Below are 23,612 nucleotides of genomic sequence, written 5' to 3'. Positions count from 1 at the left end.
ATTCAGTATTTGTTTTTGTTTTGACTCTTATAAAATAGAAGTATTCTTTTAAATTTCTTTACTTCAATATTAATTATTCACTATTCGTTATTTTATCGAGTTGAGGAGTTTTGTGTATTCGAGTAACCGCATAGTCGAATGATAAAACGAAAGTGTAATTTTAAATGTCTCTAATTCGATATTCTTTATTCTGTGTTCAGTGTTCAGCAATCTTTATTCAATAGGGCGTTTTCTAACTATCCTTTTGTCTTTTTTTATTAAAATTTGAATTGTCATTCCGTGCAAGGTGATAGCCGCGATGCGGAATCTTTTTAGGTGATGTATTTTGGCTTTAAGCGTAATTGCTTATTTAAGCTTTAGATAAAATTACTTTCCTTTTCTTTTTTGAATCGCCCAATCCCGAAGGGTCGGGAGAAACAAAAAAGACTAGGCTCACGAAATTCTTCCTAAAATTATCGCTCACCCTCTAAATTTTAGAAACTCAGCTGTAAAAAACAGCTTCAAACAGTCTAAAATTTTACGAGGCTTTTGCTTCAATTTTTACGGCTTAATTTAGTAGGCCGTTTCCTAGCTTTCGAGAAACTTTAAGCCTCGAAGCTGCAATTGTCATCTCGAAGGAAACGCAGTGACGAGAGATCTCAGCCACTAGTCTACCAGTTCACCTCTCAAGACTCACCACTGACTTGTCACTTCGAGTGATTTTCGACAGAAAATTGTATCGAGAAGTGCTTTGAAGTTATGAGTTTTATCGAGTTCTCGATACAAATTTCACTCGAACTGACATATATTCAAACTCACCTCTCAAGACTATTCATGCGAATCAAGGTTTGAAATAAAGATAAAAAACAAGTTTAATTAGTTGAAAATCAACCTCTTAAACTTGTTTAAGAGGTTGATTTTCAGTATCTTAATAGTCAATTTCAACGAGATTATTTTGAATACAAAGAGCAATAACAAGGATTATAAGTTAGTAAAATTATATGATTATGTATGTAAAAAGTTTGATGAACAGCTACAATTCGAATCTATGCGTTTTAGCAATAATAATACTCCAAAACTTACAGATCAAGAAATCGTCACGATTTATCTATTTGTAATGGAGCATCAAGGGATTTTTAAAATGAATAAAATACATCAATTTGCAAGTGAGTATTTATTGAGTTGGTTTCCAGATTTAGGTAGCTATCAAGCTTTTAACCGCAGAATAAATAGGCTTTCTAATGTTATGAATACTCTTGTAAGTATGATTTTAACCGAATTTACACCAAAGGAATGTTCGACAAAATTTAGCGTATTAGATTCAATGCCTATTGTCACTTGCTCTGGAAAACGCTCGGGTAAAGTTGCACCCGAGATTACAGATAAAGGATTTTGCTCCACAAAAAGCATGTATTATTATGGAATGAAATTGCATGCTTTAGGGTTTTGTAACCCAACTAAATTACCACATCCAGAACAAATTATATTTACTGCGGCTTCTGTAAACGACTTTGCGCTATTTAAAGAAGCTTGGTCAGAAAAAGAAAATCGAACGTTTTTTGGGGATAAAATATATCAATCTAAAAGTTTTTTCACAGATATGTATGCTAATTTTAATTCGGAAATGTTAACACCAGTGAAGGCTGTAAAAGGAATGCCCGATGTTTTAAAAAAGTTTGATCGCGCTGCAAACGATTTATATTCAAGAGCTGTATCCAAAATTAGACAACCAATTGAAGCGCTATTTAGTTGGCTTATTGAAAAATCAGACATACAAAAAGCTAGCAAAGTAAGATCTACTAAAGGCTTAAATCTACATGTTTATGGTCGACTGGCAGCAGCATTTATAACACTATTGTTTAACTCTTGATTCGCATTATTCACTGTTCATTATTCGTTATTTTTTATTCGTTATTCTGTATTCAGCAATCTTTATTCAATAGGTCGTTTTCTAACTTTCGAGAAACTTGTTATTCCGTGCAAGGTGATAGCCGCGATGCGGAATCTTTTTAGGTGATGTATTTTGGCTTTAAGCGTAACTGCTTATTTAAGCTTTAGATAAAATTACTTTCCTTTTCTTTTTTGCATCGCCCAATCCCGAAGGGTCGGGAGAAACAAAAAAGACTAGGCTCACGAAATTCTTCCTAAAATTATCGCTCACCCTCTAAATTTTAGAAACTCAGCTGTAAAAACAGCTTCAAACAGTCTAAAATTTTACGAGGCTTTTGCTTCAATTTTTACGGCTTAATTTAGTAGGCCGTTTCCTAGCTTTCGAGAAACTTTAAGCCTCGAGGCTGCAATTGTCATCTCGAGGGAAACGCAGTGACGAGAGATCTCAGCCACTAGTCTACCAGTTCACCTCTCAAGACTCACCACTCACGACTCACTTGTCACTTCGAGTGATTTTCGATAGAAAATTTTATCGAGAAGTGCTTTGAAGTCTTGAGATTAGACGAGCTCTAGATAAAATTAGTGCTTTCATTCATTTTTTCCATTGATGAAAAAACGAACCAAAAAAATCTAGGCTCACGAAATTCTTCCTAAAATTATCGCTCACCCTCTAAATTTTAGAAACTCAGCTGTAAAAACAGCTTCAAACAGTCTAAAATTTTGCGAGGCTTTTGCTTCAATTTTTACGGCTTAATTTAGTAGGCCGGTTTTCTTTGTATCGTGGAACTTTAAGCCTCGAGGCTGAAATTGTCATTCCGACAGAAACGCAGTGACGAGAGATCTCAGCCACTAGTCTACCAGTTCACCTCTCACCACTCATGACTCACTTGTCACTTCGAGTGATTTTCGTTAGAAAATTGTATCGAGAAGTGCTTTGAAGTTATGAGTTTTATCGAGTTCTAGATAAAATTAGTGCTTTCATTCATTTTTTCCATTGATGAAAAAACGAACCAAAAAAATCTAGGCTTACGAAATTCTTCCTAAAATTATCGCTCACCCTCTAAATTTTAGAAACTCAGCTGTAAAAAACAGCTTCAAACAGTCTAAAATTTTACGAGGCTTTTGCTTCAATTTTTACGGCTTAATTTAGTAGGCCGTTTCCTAGCTTTCGAGAAACTTTAAGCCTCGAGGCTGCAATTGTCATCTCGAGGGAAACGCAGTGACGAGAGATCTCAGCCACTAGTCTACCAGTTCACCTCTCAAGACTCACGACTCACTTGTCACTTCGAGTGATTTTCGACAGAAAATTGTATCGAGAAGTGCTTTGAAGTTATGAGCTAAAAAGAGTTCTCGATACAAATCCCACTTTTTTCAAAAGCAAAATTCACTCGAACGGACATTCGTTAAATTAATAATTTTTAATTAAGAATTCAAAATTATTTTAACTCACCACTCACCTCTCAAGACTATTCACTGTTCATCATTCGTTATTCAGTGTTCAGTATTCGACATTAATTATTCCGTTTACCATCCAGTATATTCAGAAGCAACTAAATTTAAAATCCTTTAACTACTAAATTTGAAATTTGAAATGATCAAATTCAAAAGCATTTTGAAATCAGAGGCTTAGCTAAATTTTAGGTTGAAATAATTCTTAAAAATGTTGACCGTTTAGCTAAAAAAATTACATTTGCAAAAATTAAAATATCCTTACAATGTATTGGACTTTAGAACTTGCTTCCTACCTAAGTGATGCCCCTTGGCCAGCAACCAAAGATGAATTGATTGATTATGCCATACGAACTGGTGCACCACTTGAGGTTGTAGAAAATTTACAATCCATAGAAGATGAAGGCGACACGTACGACTCTATAGAGGAAATCTGGCCAGATTATCCCACAGATGACGATTATCTTTGGAACGAAGACGAATATTAACTTTCCTTTTCTCAAATTCACACTAAAAGTCTCGTAAAGAGACTTTTTTTTTTCGTTACCTTTGGATTACTAAATTAATAAAACCACATATGGGTGTTTTAGATTCTGTATTAAAAGTATTTGTAGGCGATAAGACCAAGAAAGATCTTAAAGCTATTACTCCAATTGTTGATCAAATCAAAAGTTTCGAAAGTCAGTTTGAAGCGCTAAGCATAGACGAACTCCGTCAAAACACCTCTCGTTTTAAGACGATTATTAAAGAAGCCACAGCAGACTTGCAGTCTCAAATCGATGCGCTTGAGGAGAAGGCTGAAGATGAGCCAGATATTGATGTGAAAGAAAACTTTTATGGTGAAATCGATGATTTAAAGGCTGAAATTTATAAAACGACTGAAGAGGTTCTTAATGATATTCTTCCTGAAGCTTTTGCGACGGTGAAAGAAACTGCCAAACGTTTTTTTCATAATACAAGTCTAGAAGCCAGTGCTACAGAATTTGACAGAACACTTTCAGCTTCCAAAGGCTATGTGAGCCTAGACGGCGACAAAGCCATTTGGAATAATTCTTGGGATGCCGCTGGTAAGCCAATTACTTGGGACATGATTCATTATGATGTTCAATTGATAGGAGGTATTGCTATGCACCAAGGCATAATTGCTGAAATGCAAACGGGAGAAGGTAAAACCTTAGTGGCGACCTTGCCGATGTACCTAAACGCTTTAAGTGGTGATGGCGTTCACTTAGTTACAGTGAATGATTACTTGGCTAAAAGAGATAGTGCTTGGATGGCCCCTATGTTTGAATTTCATGGTTTAAGCGTGGATTGTATAGACTACTATAAGCCTAATTCCGAAGCTAGACGGAAAGCTTATAATGCTGATATCACCTATGGCACCAACAACGAATTTGGTTTTGATTATCTGAGAGATAACATGAGTCATTCTCCAGATGATTTGGTACAGCGTCCACACCATTATGCGATTGTGGATGAGGTGGATTCTGTGTTGATCGATGATGCTAGAACACCTTTAATTATTTCTGGACCGGTCCCAAAAGGAGACGTGCATGAGTTTGAAAATTTAAAACCGCAAATTGCTCAAATTGTTGAAGTTCAACGTAAACACTTAACTGGTGTTTTAGCAATAGCCAAAAAACAGATCAAAGAAGGCGAAACCAAAGAAGGTGGACTACAACTGCTGAGAGTATTTCGTGGTTTGCCAAAAAATAAGGCCTTAATTAAATTTTTAAGTGAAGAAGGGGTGAAGCAATTGCTCCAGAAAACTGAAAACTTTTATATGCAAGACAACAATAGGGAAATGCATAAGGTTGATGCCGAACTGTATTTTACTATTGAAGAGAAAAGCAACCAGATAGACCTGACCGATAAAGGAATCGATTTCCTTTCTGGAGAGGATAATAAAGACTTCTTTGTAATGCCTGAAATCGGGGTGGAAATCGCTCAAATCGAAAAGCAAGGTTTACTTAAAGAAGAAGAAGCAGAGAAAAAAGAAGAGTTATATAGAGATTTTAGCATTAAGAGTGAACGAATCCATACGCTAAGACAGTTGCTGAAAGCCTATACCTTGTTTGAAAAAGACACCGAATATGTGGTGATGGAAAACAAGGTGAAAATTGTGGATGAGCAAACCGGTAGGATTATGGACGGGCGTCGTTATTCTGATGGTCTTCATCAAGCGATTGAAGCCAAAGAAAATGTAAAGATTGAAGATGCAACCCAAACATTTGCTACGGTAACACTTCAGAATTACTTTAGAATGTACAACAAGTTATCTGGGATGACGGGTACAGCAATGACGGAAGCTGGAGAATTCTGGGAGATCTACAAGTTGGATGTCATGGAAATTCCAACTAATAAGCCCATCTCTAGAGACGATAAACAAGACAAAGTCTTTAAGACTAAGCGTGAAAAATACAATGCCATTATCGACGAAGTGGCATTACTTTCGGCAAAAGGCAGACCTATATTAATAGGAACTACTTCTGTAGAAATTTCAGAATTACTGAGTCGTATGTTGAAATTACGCTCGGTTCCCCATAATGTATTGAATGCTAAATTGCACAAACGCGAAGCAGACATTGTCGCGGAAGCTGGTAAAGGAGGTATTGTAACTATAGCAACCAATATGGCTGGCCGTGGTACGGATATTAAATTGTCTAAAGATGTAAAAGATGCTGGTGGTTTAGCTATCATCGGTACAGAGCGCCACGATTCTAGACGTGTCGATAGACAGTTGAGAGGACGTGCTGGTCGTCAAGGAGACCCAGGAAGCTCTCAGTTTTATGTATCCCTAGAAGATAATTTGATGCGTTTATTTGGTAGTGAGAAGATTGCCAAATTGATGGATAGAATGGGCTTGGAAGAGGGAGAAGTGATCCAGCATTCTATGATCTCAAAATCTATAGAACGCGCTCAGAAAAAAGTAGAAGAAAACAACTTCGGCATCCGTAAGCGTTTGCTGGAGTATGATGATGTGATGAACGCTCAAAGAGAAGTTATCTATAAGAGACGTTATAACGCACTTTATGGTGAGCGATTGAGAATCGATATTGCCAATATGATTTTCGACACTGCCGAGGTGATCACAGATTTCAATAATGCCAATACTGACTTTGAAAACTTTGAGTTTGAGTTGATTCGTTTCTTTTCGATGAACTCTCCAGTATCTAAAGCAGAATTTGAAAAACAACCTGTTCAAAAAACGGCTGGAATTGTTTATAAACAAGCTTATGAAAACTACAAAGCTAAGATGATAAACAATGCTGAAGAGGCTTTTCCAGTGATCAAACAAGTGTTTGAGAAGCGGGGAGAAAAATTTGAACGTATTGCAGTTCCATTTACCGATGGCCAAAAGACACTTCAAGTCGTTACAAACTTAAAGAGAGCTTACGAAACTGAAGGTAAAGACTTGATTACAGACTTTGAAAAGAATATTTCTTTAGCCATTATCGATGAAGCTTGGAAAAACCACCTTCGTAAAATGGATGAGTTAAAGCAAAGTGTTCAATTGGCTGTTCACGAACAAAAAGACCCTTTATTGATCTATAAGTTCGAAGCTTTTGAACTTTTTAAAGTCATGATTGAAGAGGTGAATAAAGAGGTGATTTCTTTCTTGTTGAAAGGAGAGTTACCGCAGCGTGAACCAGATCAAATCACCGAGGCTAGGCAGCGAAATTCCAAAGAGCAGCTACAGACAGAAAAAGAAGAGATCCAAAATTTAGACGAGCGTGCAGCTCAATCTAGAAAGGCTGGTGCTCAGGCTAGCCAACAACAGCAGGTTGTCGAAACCATTGTTAGAGAGCAGCCAAAAATTGGGAGAAATGATAAAGTGACTATAAAGCATGTGGGTTCTGGAGAAGAAAAATCCATGAAGTATAAGCAAGCGATTCCTTTAATCGATAAAGGAGAGTGGGTATTGATGAACCATTAATGTCAAGATTCAAGGATGAAGAAATTTGAAATTGAATTAAAGTGGGCTTCTGTATACACGGCTATTAGTATCGCTTGGGTTTATTTAGAAAAATACTTAGGCTACCATGATGAACACGTCAGTAGTCAAGCTATATTTTCGTTCTGGCTGATGGTTCCTCAAATTTTGGTGTATGTGTTAGCGATACGTGAAAAGCGAGAGCGTTATTACAAAGGTGAAATTACCTGGCAAAAGGCATTTATTTCAGGTGTAGTCCTTTCAGCGGTAATTGGAGGCTTGTCTCCAGCATCTGTTTACACCATGGTAGAACTTGTGACCCCAGAATTCTTTTCAAATATTGTAGAGGTAAGAGCAGCGCAAGGGATTCCGAGGGAAGGCTTAGAACAAATTTACAATCTCAACAGCTATATCAGTCAAGCGATTTTTAATAACTTAGGATCTGGAGTTTTCTTTTCGGCAATCATCGCGTTAGTTCTAAAGAATAAAAAGCCTTGATATAGCCAGAATGGAAAGATTGCGGATCAAACAATATTTTAGGGGAGCAGTCTCGATTAAGCAAATAATTTAGTTAATCTATATAGAAAGAATTTCACATCTCTAACGCCTCTAAACTGTGCTCTGAACTCTTTAATTTTGGCATTAAAAGATTCTGCTGAAGCGTTTGTGCTTCTATTATTGAAGTAGTTCAATATGGGTACATAATGCATTTGGATAGACCTGGCAATCGTACTAAATGATTTGAACTGAGATTTTTCAACTTTATCATACCAATGTGCTAACTTTAATCTGGCAACATCTTTATGTGTATTGTTTTCAAAGATATAGGTTAATCCTTGCGCTAAATTGTATGCTTTTTCAATGCTTGGGTATAATTTAAATAGAATTTCAGCCCTTTCTCTCTGTCTTACTGTCCATTTTGTTTTGGATTTGAACAATAAATATCTGCTTCTAGCGAGTAGTTGTTTGTGCGTATCTCCATTGCCCAGAAGTTCAAACTTATATGTACGTCCTTTCTTACGAGCCTCTAGTATATCGCTGTTTTCCTGCTCCATGATTTCCCACCTTAATCGTATACGCTCTTCTTGTACTGCTTCTGAGGCTAATTTTTGGACATGAAATCTATCGGTAACTAGTTCTGTTTTAGGAAAACATTTTTTAGCAATTAAATTCATGCTACCTGCCATATCAACTGTAACTTCTTCTACCACATTTCGTCTCTCTAGAGGGATCTTATTGAGTATATTAATGACATCAATGGCTCTGGTTCCTTTTACAATAGCAACTATACTCCCTTTTTTACCCTGAGCATTCTTGTTGGTTAAGATGGTGTATAGCTCACCATTAGATAAAGAGGTTTCGTCTAGACTTAAATATGTGCCGATATTCTCTGGGTAGAGTAGCCAATCTTGTGCATGTTCTTTTTGTATCCAATCTTTAAAATCGCTAAGATGGTTTTTGTAATGATATTGAAGAATCCTACCATTGATTTTATAATAATCTCCAAAACGCTTGGCACTCACAGCATGGGTATCAAGCGATACCTTTTAAAAAAGAGGCAAACTCGCTGGTGATACGAGTGCCTTTTGCTATTAAATTCCAATCCCTTTTTACAATCTTACCTGTATCAACAAGCGTCCAGCGCCTCCGTTTTATGTGAAGTAATACTGATTTTCCTCTGAGTGGAAAATCCTCAATTATTATTTCAGGGGAGAAACCTTTGGAATGAGAGAGTTCCGATTCATAGTCTTGGGGTAGTGTATTCTTCTCTTCCAAATAGAAATGAATCTTATCCTCAGTAGACTCATGTTTTATAATATCAAAGTACTCTAAGATGCCTTTTGGCAATAAATAACTAACTAAATCTAGACTCAAATTCTATTATTTTATAAGGCTAAGATAAACGAATCCCCCTAAAATAAATCTTGACCCAAGATTGCTTGAAATTTCAAGTGGTTTTCAGTTTTTCCATACTATCAAATAGTCAGGATCCCAGGTATTAGTGGAGGAGTTTATGTCGTCACTTATCTAAAATCTAACAGATTCTTTATGATTATCAGAAGCAAACATAGAATAACCGATGCTTGGGCCACTATGGAATTGATAAAGTTCGAGTTTTGCAACATCTTAAAGATCCCAGGTTCATTTAAATCAATTGTTTGATTTTTATTAAAAAACTCTACTTATGATGTTCTATAATTAATGGATAAATCAACATAAAACCTATCTTCATTTTCAATTTGTATACTATTCCTAAGATAACTTGGCATTATGCCATATCAAAAGCTTAGCGTAAATATAATAGGAAGTAAGTGTTACCAGTAAAGTTTGGAGGCTATAGCTTCAGCAGTTTCTTGTTTAAGACGCTTACGGTTTTTAAAAGTGAGTTCAACTCCTTTGGTATGAATTAGAGGGTGAACAACAGCTCTTAAAACACCTGGACTTCCTGAGGTAAAGCAATAGCGGAATCTTTTTTTACTATCGGGAAATGAGATGGGCACAATAGGAATTTGATGCTCTATGGAGAGTCGAAAGGCACCGTCTTTAAATTCATCTAGAACCTTTGTAATATCATCGGGGACGCCACCTTCAGGGAAAATACAGATACTAACCCCATTTTTTAGGCGTCTTTGGGCTTCAACAAAAGCATTTTTTCTGCTTTTTGCATTTCCTCTGTTGACCAAGATACAAGAGCGTTTAAAGATCAATCCAAAAACAGGAAGTCTTGCTAATTCTCCCTTTCCGATGAATACAAAAGGAGTTTTGGAGACATAGATCATCATCATAATATCGATCATACTCGAGTGGTTAGCGGTGAGCATATAGCTCTTTCGCTTATCGAGATGAGTATTGTAGGTTACTTTTGGAAAAAAGCCCATGCCATATAATACGATGGTCGCCCAAAATTTACCAATACGGAAGGTACCAGGATACCATTTTTCTTTTGATGTGGTGACGAGTAGAAAAGGCAATAGAATTACAAGGGTTATAAACACAATGACGTAAAACCAAATCCTCCAAACAACTATCAAAATATTCTTAATCCATGTCATAGATGGCAAATTTAATAAATTGAATGGGTTCGGTTGAACAAAACATTTATCTTTGACTCAATTTGTAATATATCCATTTTATGTCTAGAATATTAACGGGTGTCCAGAGCACTGGGACTCCACATTTGGGAAATTTATTAGGGGCAATTATCCCTGCTATCGAAATGGCTAATTCTCCAAAGAATGAGTCGTTTCTATTTATTGCTAATCTACATTCTCTAACCCAAATAAAGGACGCTGAAGTCTTAAAAGAAAACACCTATGCAACTGCTGCCACCTGGCTTGCCTTTGGATTAGATGTCGAAAAGTCCACCTTTTATAGGCAAAGTGACGTCCCACAAGTGACTGAACTCATGTGGTACTTAAACTGTATGTTTCCATACCAGCGCCTTACTCTAGCTCATTCGTTTAAAGACAAATCAGATCGGTTGAGCGATGTTAATGCTGGCTTATTCAGCTATCCTATGTTGATGGCAGCAGATATTTTGCTCTATGATGCTGAATTTATTCCCGTTGGTAAAGATCAATTACAACATATAGAAATGACCAGAGATGTGGCCGAACGTTTCCATGCTCAATATGGCGAGACCTTTGTGCTGCCTGAAGCCAAATTATCTGAATCTTCAAAATATGTCCTTGGGACCGATGGTGCTAAAATGAGTAAGTCTAAAGGCAATGCGATTATTATTTTCCAGACCGATAAGAAATTGCGCAAACAAATCATGCAGATCGAAACGGACAGTACGCCATTAGAAGACCCCAAAGATCCTGAAACGTGTAATGTATTTCAGATTTATAAATTAATAGGCTCTAAAACTCAAGTCGAAGAGTTAAAGTCAAACTACTTAGCTGGAGGTTTTGGGTATGGTCATGCGAAGCAAGCTTTATTCGATTTGATTGTCACTACTTATTCTGAAGAACGGAAAAAGTTTGATTATTTTATGAACAATAAACCAGAACTCGACGCACTGTTAAATATAGGCGCTAGTAAAGCAAAAGAGGTTGCTGGAGGAGTCTTAGATCGGGTAAGACATAAACTTGGTTATTAACAACAAAAAAATTACGGATGTATACTTCTAAACTTATACAAGGATGTATGACTTGGGGTAGATGGGGGAAACAATTGTCCACCAGCCAAATGGCAAGTCAAATTGAAGACTGTCTCAGCCTTGGTGTAACCACCTTCGATCATGCTGATATTTATGGTGATTATACCACAGAAGCAGAGTTTGGTATAGCTTTTACAGAAAGTAAAATCAAACGAGAATCCATTCAGTTAATTTCTAAATGTGGGTTACAATTGTCAAACTCCGCTCGAAATAATAGAGTGAAGCACTATCAATATGACTCAGAATATATTATAGCACAAGTAGAGCAATCTATCTCTAATTTGAATTGTGACTATTTAGATGCGTTTCTACTCCATAGGCCAAGTCCGTTGATGGATCTGCAAGAGATTGCTAAATCTATTATCTATTTGAAAGAACAAGGCAAAATTAAACACTTTGGTGTTTCTAATTTTACAGCACAGCAAATCGATTTATTAAGCGCGCATGTCGAAGTAGAAGGACACCAGTTGCAATGTTCATTAAACTATTGTAAGCCTTTTACAAATGATATCCTTCAGCACCATCTTTCTAAACAAATTCTAACGATGGCTTGGAGTCCTTTAGGAAGCTTACATAGGCTACATGAAGATAATCTACCTCTAGATAAAGTGCTAGGAGAAATGGCAACAAGGTATGAGTGTGAAAAAGCTCAACTTGCTATCGCATTTTTAAATAAGCATCCTGTTGGGATTAGGTCTGTTGTGGGCACTACACAACCTAAAAGGTTAGAGGCTCTAAAAGAAGCTTTAGCTATGGAGTTAAGTTTACAGGATTGGTTTTTGATATTGGAGGCTTCACGGGGTCACGAAGTTGACTAATTCTTAACTTTAGATAAATTTATTTTTTAGGATCTTGGCTAGTATTAAAGATATCTGCCATCTCTACACGAGGAAAGTCAAAATTTATCCAGTAATATTTTTTATAACTTTTGTAAACTGGATATCTGACTTTTTTTTACGACTTAAGTTATCCTACAATTGACTTTAATCTTAGCGTATTTATTGTCAATTCTGTATATTTTCTTCTGAAAGAGTTTTAATTATATTTCCTGTTTAAGATAGTCGCTTTTTTATAGGGCTTCTCCTTTTTTCCAGATCGTTTTTAGTTACAAAACTAAAGCCCACGTATAAAATCAGTGAAATGGAAATGCCGATTAAGGCTTGTGAAACCGAGGCTATTTTTCAGGCAGCGGGAAGGGAGCACCAAAAGCTATCAAGAGATTATAACTTGAAAACACCAACCCGAATAATATAGAAATTGTAGCAGCTGTAGCTGTTCCCTTTGCCCATAAAAAAACCAGGATTAAAGTTATGAATGTTCCGCTAGTCAGAAAATCAGTTTCTATCCATGCGAAAGTTAAAACAGATTTTATTTCTAAAGCCATCAATAAAGCGATCGCACCAATAATAGAGGTAGAGATTCTAAAGATGGTAACGTTATGAGTCACACTCGCCCCAAGATTCATGAATTTTCATAAACATCTTAGGTTAAAGAAAGCTCACCGGTATTGATAAGGGAATCCATGGTAGACATAACAGCTTGGTTTTTCTTCAGTTTAAAAGTCGTTTTTCATTACCCAATTTTAGCCTTGGCGTAAGCGTGCTAATTTCTATAAACTCGAAATCAAGGTTGGATAGCTCTTTATGAGATTTCGCCTCTTTATCTAAATCTGTGGCTAAACTTACAGAATTCTAAAACTTAAGGCCAAAAACTTTGTGTTATAATCGCAGATCTTCCAGCTTAAAATTCCTCTTTAAATAATTCTGAAAAGCGAAAGATTTCCTGCAATTCTCAAGGTATTTAAAGGATCATTTTTAAGTGATTTTCCTGGTTCTGATCAATAAAAAAAGTAGCTGTTTAAAACGATTTAGAAGTCTAATGATCACTGAAGCTACAGAACTGTTAAGCCTTGAAAAATAACTTTTAGACTTGCTTCAATTATCGATGTATATTTCGCTTTTAAACAGCTACTTTAAATTTTTAATGATACTATTTCAAGTTTATACTTACCCTTGCAAATAAAAACCGTCCAGAAAAACCAAATTGTTGGGCACTTCTGGACCAATCAAACCTTCCACTACTTCGATTTCCAAAAGCAGGATCTGCTGCCTCAGGATAAATATCGAAAATATTATTTGATCCAATGGTTAGCGTTAAGGCCTCAGTTGCTTTAAAGCTTACAGACAGGTCGGTAATTACTTTTCCACTAAATTCCTGTTGCCTCAAGGGGTCTGATGATGCTTCGGTCACTTTTCCGAAGTAAACATTTCTAAGGAAAAAATTGAATTTTCCAGCAGCAAGGCTATTGCTTAAATTAACCTTTGTTCTCGGCACAGCCTCTTCTAAATAAATGCGGCTATCTTCAGGGAAATAGGTGTCTACCAAACCGGCCCGTTCCAATTCGGGAGAAGCCAGAATATCGCCAACTTGTTTTGTCTTAGAAAAAGTGGCAGCAAGATCTGATTTTAACCGAAGATTTTTACCAAAAACAGTATTATGGGTAATCACCGCATCTATACCTTTAGATTCGGTATTTATGGCGTTGGCAAAAAAGGCGGCCGCTGTTGCATTGGCTTGAGAAAGCAATTGATCTAATTCTGTACCCGTTCCTGGCCCTCTAAATTGCCCAGTATAAACCACCCTGTCGTCTATAGCAACAAAATAACCATCTACCGTGAAAGAAAGATTGGCATCGGGAATTTTTGCGGTAAGTCCTACACTCAAACTACTGGAAGTTTCTTCTTTCAACTCTGGAATACCAAGTAATTGTGCTGCGCGGCTATCGTTTGAAAATGTGCCCACTTGTACGGGTTCCCCTTCATCGTTAAAAATGGTAGAGGTTGAATTGAAATTTAATTGATGTAAAGATGGCGCCCTGAAACCAGTATTGACTGAACCCCTAATATTTACGTTTTCACTGAGTTTATACCGTGAGGCTATCTTGAAATTAATAGTAGATCCAAAATCTGAATAGTTCTCAAATCTCGTGGCAAAGGCCAATAAAAATTTATCTGTAAAGTCGACTTCCACGTCAAAATAACCACCTATACTAGTACGTTCCCGTGAAATTTCGTTCTCTGGACTAAACCCTGGAAATACCTGAGAACCTCCTCTCCTTGTATTTCCGAAGAAATCCTGTGCTGGAATTTGAGTAGCATTGTTTATGACATCACCATTTTCTGTATACTGCTCGTAAGAAGCTCTTTCCCCTGCAACAATATCGTATTTCTCCAAACGATGTTCTGCACCAAAAGCTACGTTAAGACCTTTATAGATATCTACAAAATATTGAGAAATATCTAGATTCGTCGTGTTTTGGGCGAAAGAAAATCCGCCAGCATCAAAACTTGTAGGTGATGCACTTTCTAAAGAGGCATTGGAAGTATTTGAAATTAAATAGTCAAACCGATTTTGCCCGTAGGTATTGCTAAAGTCTACATTCCAATCACCCACTATACCTTTAATACCAACTGCTAAAGATTGATCTTTTATTTTTGAATTAATTCGTGGAAGAAATCCGTTGATATAAACCGGTGTATACGTTCGACTTTGATTTGGTAATCTGTAGAAACCTGCAGATTCCCCTCTTCTGGAGCTAATTCCTGCAAAAGAATAAAGTTCTGTCCCCGCATCATCGATTGGTAGGGAAAGATTAGCGAAAAAACGTCCCCCACGAAGGGCGGATTGTCCTACTCTCATGTTATAATCACTGCGTTGTTGCCCTCGTGCATCCAGTTCAGATTCGGTTACATCCATACTGAGTAAATCCTGCAAAGCCGACCTATCATTCGCGGATGCAATCTCATTTTTAAAATTGGAGTCGAAATAAGAAACTTGCTGTCCTAATTGCTGAATTTGGCTATTGCTTAAATTTGAAATATCAATTCCATTGCTCAATCCTACACGCTCTATGGCATTATACGCATTAAAAATAGAGCCTTCCCATTCTGCCATGCGATTAAAAGGTTCGCGATAATCAAAATCCCCAGAAAAGTTTATAAACCCACCTTTATCTCCCAGACCTATTCCATAACTGGCAGCAACGTTTATGGTTTCTCCATCTATACCACCGGTTTGCTTATTCGCATTTTTAGAAAAATTTGCTCCCGAAGTTATATTTAGGTCCAGTTCTCCAACGGATTCATTCAATACAATATTGATTACTCCCGCAATGGCATCAGATCCATATTGTGCTGCAGCACCATCTCTTAAGACTTCAATTCTTTGTATAGCTACAACTGGGATTGCATTAAGGTCTGTACCGACACTTCCACGGCCAAATGAACCATTCACATTTATTAAAGAAGAGTTATGCCTTCTTTTGCCATTGATAAGCACTAAAACCTGATCTGGTCCAAGTCCTCTTAAAGACGCTGGATCAATATGATCTGTACCATCTGCAATAGTTTGGGTATTAGAAGTAAATGAGGGGGCCACATAATTAAGCATCTGATTGAGATTCACCTGAGGTACAGCTGTTGAAATTTTCTTAATATCGAGAACATCTACTGGCACAGCCGATTCTATGACTGTTCGGCTAGGGCTACGGGAACCTATCAAGACTACTTCCCCCAACATTGTTCCAGCGACCATCTGTATATCTATGAGGGTTTGATCTATTACTACTTCACGAGGATCGAACCCCATAAAAGTGAAAACAAGGGTTTGCCCCAGAGAAGCTTCAACAGCATATTCTCCATCAAAATTTGTTATAGTACCCTTATTAGTTCCCTTAATAGCTATAGATACTCCAGGCATTGGTTGCGATAGATTATCTAACACCGTTCCACTAATTTTTGACTCTTGTGAAAAAACAAGATTTCCCAAAAAAAGAAAGCAGATTAACAAATAATTTTTCATTATAATTTTTTCGGCAAATCTAAAATTTTTCACTGCCTCAGTAGATTAATAACGATTTAAAGACTGCTATTTAACTCCCCTTATAGTATTTTTAATCAGTATCCTTTCGCAGAATCATCCCCTCGTCTATCTGCTCCCCCTTCTAATCGATTATCGGGTAATACTCTTATGGCATCTACTTTCCCAATAATCCTAGATTCTCCTTCATCAATATTGAAGCCTTTTCGCTTTAAAGAATCCAAGATTGCGGCATCAAATGAATTTGGCTCAAAAAGCACCTCATCTGGCAACCACTGGTGGTGAAAACGAGGAGCATCTACAGCTTCTTGCATACTCATTCCAAATGTTTCCACATTAAGAATGGTCTGCAAAACAGATGTAATAATAGTAGAACCTCCGGGAGAGCCTAGCGTCATATATAGTTTTCCTTTTTTCTCTACGATGGTTGGTGTCATAGAACTTAACATTCTTTTACCGGGTGCTATAGAGTTTGCCTCAGCACCAATAAGTCCAAACATATTGGGCACTCCAGGTTTGGAGCTGAAATCGTTCATTTCATTATTCAGAAAAAAGCCAAGTTCTTCTACATACATTTTAGAACCATAAGCGCCATTTAAGGTGGTGGTCACTGCTATGGCATTTCCAAATTTATCTACTATAGAATAATGGGTCGTTTCATCGCTTTCATAGCCTGGAATTTCTCCATAGCTTATGCTTGAAGAAGACGTTGCTTTATCAAAACTAAAATCGTCCATTCTGCCAGAAAGATAAGCTTCGCTTAAAAGAGTATCAACAGGAATATCTACAAAATCTGGATCTCCCAAATAGAAACTTCTGTCGGCATAAGCTCTTCTTTCGGCTTCGACTAACAACTGTATACTTTTTATAGAATTATGACCAAATTCTTTTAGGGAATGCGATTCCAGCATTTTTAAGATTTGACCCAGCACAATTCCACCACTTGAAGGTGGCGGCATAGAAATTATGCTAAGATCATTATATTTTATCTTGATGGGATCACGCCAGTGGGTTTGATAGCTTTGCAAATCTTCCATGCTCATAATTCCATTTTTTTCTTTCAGGTATTCAATCATAATTTTACCTGTTTCTCCACCATAAAATTCCTCCCTGCCGTTTGCAACTATACGTTCTAGGGTTTTGGCCAACTGTAGATTTTTAATAGTATCGCCTGCCTTATAAGGTTTGGCAAATAAAATGGTATCCTTATTTTCCTTAAGAAATAAATCCCGGTAATTAGCCAGTGTTTTACTTTGCTTCTCAGTCACGACAAATCCTCGTTTTGCTAACGCAATTACCGGTTTTAAGATTTCCCCTACGGGCATAGAGCCCATTTTCTGGTGAACAGCAAAAATTCCCGCCACAGTACCAGGTACCCCTACTGCAAGACCTCCCAACTTGCTTTTTTCAGAAATAACATTACCCTCTTTATCCAGGTACATTGTTTTTGAAGATGCCAGAGGTGCCTTTTCACGATAATCTAAAGATCCCGTTTCTCCGTTAGCTTTTCGGTAAACCATAAATCCTCCTCCTCCTAAATTTCCAGCAAAAGGATAAGAAACTGCTAGGGCCATCTCGGTAGCCATCATGGCATCAAAGGCATTACCTCCCTCTTTTAGAATTTCTAGTCCAATACTCGAAGATTCTTCTCGGGCTGAAACCACCATGGCACTATCGGAAATAGGTCCAAATTTAGTTTCTGAAGTATTTATTGGTTTTTCGGTGTTCTTACAAGCGCCAAGACTTAAAATGACAAAAAGTAGCAGTAGTTTTTTCATAAAGTGCACGGAATAGCTATTCGGGTTGATTTTATTATTCAAAATTCTAAATAAATTTTGAATAATAAAAAAGAATCACAGACTTTCTTAAGGTTATATTACTATAGATACATAAAGCAATCACAAAAGCCAGCTTATGCCAATTTAGCATTCAAATGTCATATAAAATCAGTTTCTTTTTCACTTACTAATCGTCATAAAATAGAACCATAACTATGGCTATGCTTATATTTTTTTCATCAATTAAGTAAAAAACCTGTGCTGAGCTACGTCGTAGTATAATTCAAATTTTTAATGCAACATTTAAAAACTAAATTGGTATTACTTTAATTAAACAGAAGAAATGGATTTTATCCCGAAAATGAATATAAGAAAGTTTAGCTAAAGACATGACCTAGTTAAGTACGGATGAGCACGCTTAAGTTATTATTAGATTCTTGTTAAATGAAATCTATGAGGCTTTCGGAATTGGTTTTATCTACTACTTTTTTACTTATCACCCTCTTAACGCAATCCTTACAAAACGCCAATTTATTCCAAACTTTTTATGAAAAAGACATTGTTTTTCGCACAACACTTATAATTTTCTTAAGCTCTTCACGTGAACGTTATTTGCACACATTAACATTATCAATTTTGTATTTTTTTTTCTGAAAGAGTTTTAATCGTATCTCTTGTTTAAGATATTCGCTTTTCTTATAAAGCTTCTGCTTTTTTCCATATCGTTTTTAGTTATAAAACTGAAGCCCACGTACAAAATCAGTGAAATGGAAATGCCGATTACGGCTTGTGAAATCGATGCTATTTCCCAGGCAACGGGAAAGGGAGCACCAAGAGCTACCATGAGATTATAACTAGAAAACACCAACCCGAATAACATAGAAATTGTAGCCGCTGTAGCGGTACCCCTTGCCCATAAAAATCCGAGTATAAGAGGTATAAATGCTCCGCTAGTTAAAAAATCAGATCCTATCCATGCGATGGTTAAAACAGATTTTATCTCTAAAGCTATCAATAAAGCGATGGCACCAACAATAAAGGTAGAGATTCTTCCTACAGTAACGTTATGAGCAGCACTCGCCCCAGGATTTATATACACCTTATAAATATCCAAGGTTAAAGAAAGCGCGCCGGTATTGATAAGAGAATCCATGGTAGACATAATTGCCGCACTTAGACCTACAAAAAGAAGAGCGCTAATTACTGGATTTGAAATATTACTAATCATATTGGGAACAATTCCGCTTTTTGGAACGCTTTCATAAAATACAGAAGCAAACATGCCTGTATAGGTCACCATAAGATAGAGCGGAACAAAAGCGAAAAAACTAATGATCATCATCTTTCTGGCGTCTGTAGATTTCTTTGCAGCAGAAATGCGTTGCCAAATATTCGCCTGAATCATCCACGAAGTACCAAAAGTTATAACATAGGCCAAATTATCAGAAACGTCACTAAAAAATGAAGTGTACCCGCTTTTATTATTGAGAAGTGCTGTCGCTTTTACAGCTTCCATACCGCCAGACTGGGTGTAGGCCGTATAAAACAAAAATATACCGGTAAATAAAAAGAATACAAACTGAAGTAAATCTGTGAGCACTACGCCTTTAAAGCCGCCAAATAAGGAATAGGTCAATACGATTAGAGTACCTATAATAGCCCCGGTTTGATAGCTGAGATCAAAAAATGCCTGGAAGAATTTACCCACGACAATGACCTGAACTGTTGTTGCAATTACCATAAAAATGATAATAAAAATAGTAAGTAGCAGTGAAACTGTGCTGTTGTAGCGCTGCTTCATAAGTTGTGGTTGCGAAATAGAACCTATATTTCTAATTCCTCTCGCAAATAGAAACAAAAGGGCAGTCGCTATCAATACAGGTACTCCATAAATCCAAAAAGAGCTAATGCCATTTCTGTGAGCATGATCTACAAGATCTATAGCAGAACCACCGCCCCACCAAGAGGCTATAAAAGTAATGGCCAATAACCAAGCAGGGAGTTTTCTAGAAGCCAAAAAGAAATCTTCACTGCTTTCACTCTTTCTATTCCAAATACCTACGGCGATGATTCCCACAACGTAAATTATTAAAAAAAGGATACTAATATTTGTACTTTGCATATGTATTCACTAAATCAGATTTGATAGCAGACCCGTTCTCCTAGCTGAATTGAATTCATTCAGGCTATCTTGTTTTCGGAAAAATAAGGGAGTCGGATTTTTCCTTAAGACTTCTCGTTGTGCCACATAATTTTTTGAAAACATCTATGGAGTTTGTTATTTAAGTGCATATTAATTTGTCATGATATAATCCGGGTTTATTCGTCATTTTAGGAATAAGGTGCATATCCATAATTGTTCCAATATTACTGACTAATTCCTAATATTTGTTAGAATTGAGTTTAATATAAGGATATTTTTTCATTTGTAGTACCATTTTACAAATGAGCAGAGTTGTAAATTACACTATAAAAAACAGACCGACAAAGAGGGAGTTATTTGAAATAGATGCTGGGATTCCCAGCACTACTGGCTAAGAAATAAATGGGCTTATTAGTACAAATCTTGTGAGGCTAGATAGACTTTGAAAAGCGGAACACTAATGGAAAATTCTAATCCTTCTTTTATGATTTGGTATAAGACCATTTGCCTTATGACTTCAACAAAAAAGGGGTTTTTTAAGTACGGAGATTGAACGACAGTTAGGACTAAAACACTAAGAGCCTTTTTGGGCAATGGTACATAAAATCAGAAAAGCGATGGAGCAAATAGATTTATACACTTGAGGGAATGATTTAGGCTGATGAATGGTATTTCTGTAGAAAAAAACCTTCCTGCATCCTTAGGTAGTCAGGAATGACTTGTCTTACTATAAAAAAACTCCTAAATTCAGTTGCCACCGATTAAAATTAACTTGTCAAGCTATCGTATAACTCAAACCTGACTTTGTTGGTATGCAGGTAGTTTTTCATTCCTTAGTCCAGACGACTTCTTTGATCTTCAATATTTTTATAGATAGGATGATTTTTTAGATACTAACTCTAATAGTATGTCATGTTTATTCACTTACAAAAAAGCTTTTATTAAGGTCTCGATCCGACCTATTTTTAGTTGCCTTTAATACACATTTTGGTGTCAACAATTCCATTAACTAAATTTTTGAGTTACTCTTTTATAAGCTTTTACAGAATAATTACTATTAATATTTTTGAGTTTACTTTTGGCAAATTCTAACTAATAAACTTCTAATTCCACTTTTGAATTATTGTTTTTAAATCTGTCGTTTTTATCATTTTGCCATTTTTAGAATCTACCATTGCTCAATCAATCTTGCATTGTAGTTGACCTCTACTTATTGGATTTAATTATTTTTTTGAGTTCAGTTTTGTTCTTGCCTTAATTTCTGAAGACTGTTTATAACTTCATCATTTTGAAGTTTTAAAAATTTTTGAACAAATGATTTTTTTTTAGATTATAAACCCATTTTATGTAAGTTAAATTGAAGTACATGTATTCACTAATTTTAAAGACTTTTTGTTATGCCGACTTCAGTTTACCTAAACACATCATTTGAATTTTACTAGCTTACTTTTCCTGAATTTCAGCATCCTATCCAAGTCATTTCTTCACCTTAAAACTAATTAACTTTCCCTATTATTGATTAACTTACAGCAAATTCAGAAGAAAAAACAATGATAAAAAATATATTAGGTACTGAGTTATTAGCCTGCTCTTACGATCCTATGACTGGGGCTTTCCGAGATGGGTTTTGTAAATATTCCGATCTCGATCCCGGTCTCCATATTGTTGCGGCAAAAGTGACTGAGGGATTTTTAGAGTGGAACAAAGCTAGAGGGAACGATTTGGTAAGCCCTAAACCGCAATGGAGTTTTCCAGGTCTGAAACCAGGAGATTGGTGGTGTATTTGTATGGGAGTGTGGTTAAAAAGTAAAGAAGCCGGACATCCTCTTCACCTTCGATTAGAATCTTGTAATGAAAAAATGCTTGAGTATGTCTCGTTAGAGACTTTGAAGGCTTGGGAATATAAGGAGTAAAAAAAATCCCCTTTTGAAATGATTTCAAAAGGGGATTAAACTTGTATCTAACGAATACTCGTTTTTAGTCTTTTAAAGATTGCATGTCAATGACAAATCTGTATTTGACGTCTGAACTCACTATTCGTTCAAAGGCAGTATTGATGTTTTGCATATCGATCATCTCCACATCGGAAACAATATTATGTTCACCACAGAAATCTAACATGTCTTGAGTTTCTTGAATTCCTCCAATAAGAGAACCTGCTAGTCGTTTTCTTTTTACGATTAAAGCTCCGCCATTCACTCCTTTGAGTGGCTCAATGGCGCCAACCAAACACATGGTTTTGTCTCGCTTAAGTAAGTTTAAATATGGATTCACATCATGACCCACAGGGACAGTGTTTAATATAAAGTCGAATGAATTGGCATGCTTCTTCATGTCTTCTTCATTTTTAGAAACCAATACTTCATCTGCTCCAAGGCGTTCCGCATCTTCACTCTTGTTTGGTGAAGTTGTAATCATAACGACATGAGTTCCAAGGGCATGAGCGAATTTAATCCCCATATGTCCAAGACCTCCAAGACCAACAACACCAACTTTATCTCCTTTTTGTACGTTCCATTGTTTTAGTGGTGACCACGTTGTAATACCAGCACATAATAAAGGGGCTACTGCTTTCATGTCCAATTTCTCTGAGACATTTAATACAAATTTCTCGTCTACTACGACTTCCTCTGAATAACCACCGAAAGTGTGTCCTCCTAAATGTTTATCAGGACTATTGTAAGTAGCTGTCATTCCTTTTTCACAATATTGTTCTAGGCCTTCATCACAAGCGTCACAATCTTGGCAAGAATCTACCATACATCCAACCCCTACTTTTTGTCCCTCTTTAAATTTAGTAACCTCTTTTCCAACAGCGACAACATGCCCTATTATTTCATGACCTGGGATAACGGGATATTTAGAATTTTTCCAATCGTTTCTAACTTGGTGTATATCACTATGGCAAACACCACAATAATCTATTTCTATATGTATATCATTAGGAAGAATTTCTCTCCTTTTGATGTCTAACTGTTTTAAATCTGCATCATTGGCTTCAGCGCCATAGGCTTTTACTTGACTCATAAATTTCCATTTTTTTCAATATAAGATGTATTTGGCAGTTTTTATAATTTTTGACTTCGATTTAACCTAAACACTAAATCTTTATTAATTTTTCTTTTATTGGTATATCATACAGAAGTTAAAAGGCCAATATAGAGATGTAAGTTGTTTTTGAGATTTCTCAATTTGCCTTCAACTATAATTTATCCTTTTGCTAGAGAGATTTAAACTCAAAGTAGCTAGCCGTCATTTCTAGATCGGATAGCTCTAAAAATTATTATTATTTACTCGTTTAATCTTTATATTAGTAACTTCCACCATAGTAGTGTATAATTGTGAACCTGTACAAGATTAAAACTACAAAAATCTCTATCGATATAGTGATGTATATTT

Annotated in this window: 15 protein-coding genes and 1 pseudogene; 8 read left to right on the top strand and 8 right to left on the bottom strand. The window is 36.3% G+C overall.

Annotation, left to right across the window (positions count from 1 at the left end):
• Positions 1 to 934: 934 nt before the first annotated feature.
• From P700755_RS07250 to P700755_RS07235, 4 genes are all read left to right on the top strand, one after another.
• Complete coding sequence (locus P700755_RS07250) at positions 935 to 1,849, top strand: transposase (protein ID WP_041758681.1); 915 nt, start codon at positions 935 to 937, stop codon at positions 1,847 to 1,849.
• 1,735 nt (positions 1,850 to 3,584) lie between these two features.
• Entirely contained in the window at positions 3,585 to 3,806 is a 222-nt protein-coding gene (locus P700755_RS07245; protein WP_003441576.1) for a DUF2795 domain-containing protein, read from the top strand.
• Between the two features lie 89 nt (positions 3,807 to 3,895).
• On the top strand, positions 3,896 to 7,255 hold the full coding sequence (gene secA, locus P700755_RS07240; protein ID WP_015024058.1) for a preprotein translocase subunit SecA: 3,360 nt from the start codon (positions 3,896 to 3,898) through the stop codon (positions 7,253 to 7,255).
• Positions 7,256 to 7,270: 15 nt separating this feature from the next.
• Positions 7,271 to 7,750, top strand: coding sequence for a DUF4199 domain-containing protein (locus P700755_RS07235; protein WP_015024057.1), 480 nt, complete (start codon positions 7,271 to 7,273; stop codon positions 7,748 to 7,750).
• 56 nt (positions 7,751 to 7,806) lie between these two features.
• Here the strand turns inward: P700755_RS07235 and P700755_RS07230 are convergent, their stop codons facing one another.
• The 3 genes from P700755_RS07230 to P700755_RS07220 all read right to left on the bottom strand — a co-directional run bounded on the left by P700755_RS07230 (position 7,807) and on the right by P700755_RS07220 (position 10,305).
• Complete coding sequence (locus P700755_RS07230; RefSeq protein WP_015024056.1) at positions 7,807 to 8,775, bottom strand: ISAon1 family transposase; 969 nt, start codon at positions 8,773 to 8,775, stop codon at positions 7,807 to 7,809.
• 10 nt (positions 8,776 to 8,785) lie between these two features.
• On the bottom strand, positions 8,786 to 9,127 hold the full coding sequence (locus tag P700755_RS20410; protein ID WP_015024055.1) for an ISAon1 family transposase N-terminal region protein: 342 nt from the start codon (positions 9,125 to 9,127) through the stop codon (positions 8,786 to 8,788).
• A gap of 440 nt (positions 9,128 to 9,567) precedes the next feature.
• Positions 9,568 to 10,305: a lysophospholipid acyltransferase family protein gene (locus P700755_RS07220; RefSeq protein ID WP_015024054.1), complete on the bottom strand. Its 738-nt coding sequence runs from the start codon at positions 10,303 to 10,305 to the stop codon at positions 9,568 to 9,570.
• A gap of 80 nt (positions 10,306 to 10,385) precedes the next feature.
• Between P700755_RS07220 and trpS the strand changes: the two genes are divergently transcribed.
• Together trpS and P700755_RS07210 are read left to right on the top strand one after the other, a co-directional pair.
• Positions 10,386 to 11,354, top strand: coding sequence for a tryptophan--tRNA ligase (trpS, locus tag P700755_RS07215; protein ID WP_015024053.1), 969 nt, complete (start codon positions 10,386 to 10,388; stop codon positions 11,352 to 11,354).
• A 17-nt stretch (positions 11,355 to 11,371) separates the two neighbouring features.
• Entirely contained in the window at positions 11,372 to 12,232 is an 861-nt protein-coding gene (locus tag P700755_RS07210; RefSeq protein ID WP_015024052.1) for an aldo/keto reductase, read from the top strand.
• 356 nt (positions 12,233 to 12,588) lie between these two features.
• On the opposite strand, the gene P700755_RS20635 is transcribed toward P700755_RS07210, so the two are convergent.
• From P700755_RS20635 to P700755_RS07190, 4 genes are all read right to left on the bottom strand, one after another.
• Positions 12,589 to 12,879: an SLC5/6 family protein gene (locus P700755_RS20635; RefSeq protein WP_041758213.1), complete on the bottom strand. Its 291-nt coding sequence runs from the start codon at positions 12,877 to 12,879 to the stop codon at positions 12,589 to 12,591.
• Between the two features lie 524 nt (positions 12,880 to 13,403).
• Complete coding sequence (locus P700755_RS07200; RefSeq protein ID WP_015024051.1) at positions 13,404 to 16,274, bottom strand: TonB-dependent receptor; 2,871 nt, start codon at positions 16,272 to 16,274, stop codon at positions 13,404 to 13,406.
• A 95-nt stretch (positions 16,275 to 16,369) separates the two neighbouring features.
• Positions 16,370 to 18,070, bottom strand: a complete 1,701-nt coding sequence (ggt, locus tag P700755_RS07195; RefSeq protein WP_015024050.1) for a gamma-glutamyltransferase — start codon at positions 18,068 to 18,070, stop codon at positions 16,370 to 16,372.
• Positions 18,071 to 18,731: 661 nt separating this feature from the next.
• Positions 18,732 to 20,192 carry a sodium:solute symporter family protein gene (locus P700755_RS07190; protein WP_015024049.1) on the bottom strand — a complete coding sequence of 487 codons (1,461 nt, stop codon included), beginning with the start codon at positions 20,190 to 20,192 and terminating at the stop codon, positions 18,732 to 18,734.
• Between the two features lie 294 nt (positions 20,193 to 20,486).
• Between P700755_RS07190 and P700755_RS20630 the strand changes: the two are divergent.
• Positions 20,487 to 20,867 (top strand): annotated as a pseudogene (locus tag P700755_RS20630) (IS1595 family transposase); the annotation flags it as partial.
• 896 nt (positions 20,868 to 21,763) lie between these two features.
• Positions 21,764 to 22,126, top strand: coding sequence for a DUF2237 family protein (locus tag P700755_RS07185; protein WP_015024048.1), 363 nt, complete (start codon positions 21,764 to 21,766; stop codon positions 22,124 to 22,126).
• A 64-nt stretch (positions 22,127 to 22,190) separates the two neighbouring features.
• On the opposite strand, the gene P700755_RS07180 is transcribed toward P700755_RS07185, so the two are convergent.
• The gene (locus P700755_RS07180; protein ID WP_015024047.1) at positions 22,191 to 23,240 is read right to left on the bottom strand and encodes an NAD(P)-dependent alcohol dehydrogenase; all 1,050 of its coding nucleotides are present in this window, start codon (positions 23,238 to 23,240) and stop codon (positions 22,191 to 22,193) included.
• Positions 23,241 to 23,612: the final 372 nt, after the last annotated feature.

This window comes from Psychroflexus torquis ATCC 700755 (genome assembly GCF_000153485.2).
GTDB classification, from domain to species: Bacteria; Bacteroidota; Bacteroidia; order Flavobacteriales; family Flavobacteriaceae; genus Psychroflexus; species Psychroflexus torquis.
The sequence above is the reverse complement of the archived record's forward strand: the minus strand, read 5'-3'. Positions and strand labels throughout refer to the sequence as shown.

Bases quoted from the DNA above. Each gene is read 5' to 3' on its own strand.
- P700755_RS07245 (WP_003441576.1), top strand. From the start codon at position 3,585: ATGTATTGGACTTTAGAACTTGCTTCCTACCTAAGTGATGCCCCTTGG.
- secA (WP_015024058.1), top strand. From the start codon at position 3,896: ATGGGTGTTTTAGATTCTGTATTAAAAGTATTTGTAGGCGATAAGACC.
- P700755_RS07235 (WP_015024057.1), top strand. From the start codon at position 7,271: ATGAAGAAATTTGAAATTGAATTAAAGTGGGCTTCTGTATACACGGCT.
- P700755_RS07220 (WP_015024054.1), bottom strand. From the start codon at position 10,305: ATGACATGGATTAAGAATATTTTGATAGTTGTTTGGAGGATTTGGTTT.
- trpS (WP_015024053.1), top strand. From the start codon at position 10,386: ATGTCTAGAATATTAACGGGTGTCCAGAGCACTGGGACTCCACATTTG.
- P700755_RS07210 (WP_015024052.1), top strand. From the start codon at position 11,372: ATGTATACTTCTAAACTTATACAAGGATGTATGACTTGGGGTAGATGG.
- P700755_RS20635 (WP_041758213.1), bottom strand. From the start codon at position 12,879: ATGAATCTTGGGGCGAGTGTGACTCATAACGTTACCATCTTTAGAATC.
- P700755_RS07200 (WP_015024051.1), bottom strand. From the start codon at position 16,274: ATGAAAAATTATTTGTTAATCTGCTTTCTTTTTTTGGGAAATCTTGTT.
- ggt (WP_015024050.1), bottom strand. From the start codon at position 18,070: ATGAAAAAACTACTGCTACTTTTTGTCATTTTAAGTCTTGGCGCTTGT.
- P700755_RS07190 (WP_015024049.1), bottom strand. From the start codon at position 20,192: ATGCAAAGTACAAATATTAGTATCCTTTTTTTAATAATTTACGTTGTG.
- P700755_RS07185 (WP_015024048.1), top strand. From the start codon at position 21,764: ATGATAAAAAATATATTAGGTACTGAGTTATTAGCCTGCTCTTACGAT.
- P700755_RS07180 (WP_015024047.1), bottom strand. From the start codon at position 23,240: ATGAGTCAAGTAAAAGCCTATGGCGCTGAAGCCAATGATGCAGATTTA.